Here is a 1,504-nt window from a genome sequence, read left to right as displayed (position 1 = left end):
CCGCCGGCACTCCGCCAGCGTGTGGCGGGCGAGCGCGGCCCGCACCAGCGGCAGGGACGGCGCGCTCATCGACAGCGACGTCACCCCGAGGCCGACCAGCACGCACGCGAGCGCCGGGTCGGCCGCCGCCTCACCGCAGACGCCGCAGGGGACGCCCGCGCCGGCCGCGGGGGCGACCAGATCGAGGACGGCGGGCTGCCACGGGTCCTGGAGTGACGCGAGCGCGCCGACCTGCCGGTCCGCCGCGCACGTGTACTGGGTGAGGTCGTTGGTGCCGATGCTGAAGAACTCCACCTCGGCGGCGAGGTCGCGGGCGCGGAGCGCGGCGGCGGGCACCTCGACCATGACGCCGGGATGCTCGATGCCGGCCTCCCGACACGCCCGCGCGAACCAGGCGGCCTCGACGGCGTCCGTCACCATCGGCGCCATCACCCGCAACTTCACGGTCAGGCCGGAGGCGGCGCGGGCCAGTGCGGTGAGCTGGGCCGCGAGGACGTCCGGATGCCGGCGCAGCATCCGCAGCCCGCGCTCCCCGAGCGCCGGGTTCGGCTCCTCGCCGGGGGCGGGCAGGAACGCCAGCGGCTTGTCGGCGCCGGCGTCCAGCACCCGGACGACCACGCGGCCCGCCGGGAACGCCTCCAGCACCTTCCGGTACGCCTCCTCCTGCTCCTCGCCGGACGGCGGCGCCGCGCGGTCCAGGAACAGGAACTCGGTCCGGTACAGGCCGACGCCCTCGGCGCCGTGCACGAGCGCGGCCTCGACGTCCTGCGGGCCGCCGACGTTCGCCAGCAGCGGCACGGCGTGACCGTCCCTGGTCGCGCCCGGACCGGTGGTCTCCTCCAGCGCGGACGCGCGGGCGGCGGCAGCGGCCCGCGCCACCGTCACCTCCTCCTCGGACGGTTCGGAACGGACGGTCCCGGCGGTGCCGTCGACGAGCACGCGCGTCCCGTCCGGGATGGCGGTCGCGCCCGGCACCGCCACGACCGCGGGCACGCCCATCGTCCGGGCGATGATCGCGGTGTGACTGGTCGGCCCGCCCTCCTCGGTGACGAACGCGACGACGCGCGCCGGGTCGAGGACGGCCGTGTCCGCCGGCGCGAGATCACGGGCGACCAGCACGAACGGCTCGTCCGACTCCGGCACGCCCGGCATCGGCAGGCCGAGCAGCCGGGCGATCGCCCGGTCCCGGACGTCGTCCAGGTCGCTGACCCGGGCCGCCATGTACTCGCCCGCCCCGGCGAGCATCTCCCGGTAGACGCCGAACGCCTCGAACACGGCGCGGGCCGCCGGCACGCCCTCCTCCACCCGCGCGCGGACCCCGCCGGCGAGGCCCGGGTCGCGGGCCATCAGGGCCTGCGCGTTCAGCACGTCCCGGCCGTCGCGGTTGCCGGCCAGGGCGGCGCGTTCCCCGCGCTCCTCCAGGTCGGCGGCGACGGCCTCCAGCGCGGCCAGCGCCGTGCCGTGCTCGGCGGCGGCGTCGCCGCCGTGCCGGTCGCCGGCGGGC

Annotated in this window: 1 protein-coding gene; it reads right to left on the bottom strand. The window is 78.1% G+C overall.

Features of this window, described 5'->3' with window-relative positions:
- On the bottom strand, positions 1-1,504 hold a 1,504-nt coding region (gene ptsP, locus AF1_RS32485), incomplete at both ends, for a phosphoenolpyruvate--protein phosphotransferase (RefSeq protein WP_067808175.1).

Origin of the sequence: Actinomadura formosensis NBRC 14204, assembly GCF_001552155.1 — a bacterium.
In the GTDB taxonomy this organism is placed as follows: domain Bacteria; phylum Actinomycetota; class Actinomycetes; order Streptosporangiales; family Streptosporangiaceae; genus Spirillospora; species Spirillospora formosensis.
This window is presented reverse-complemented; position numbering and strand designations above follow the sequence as displayed.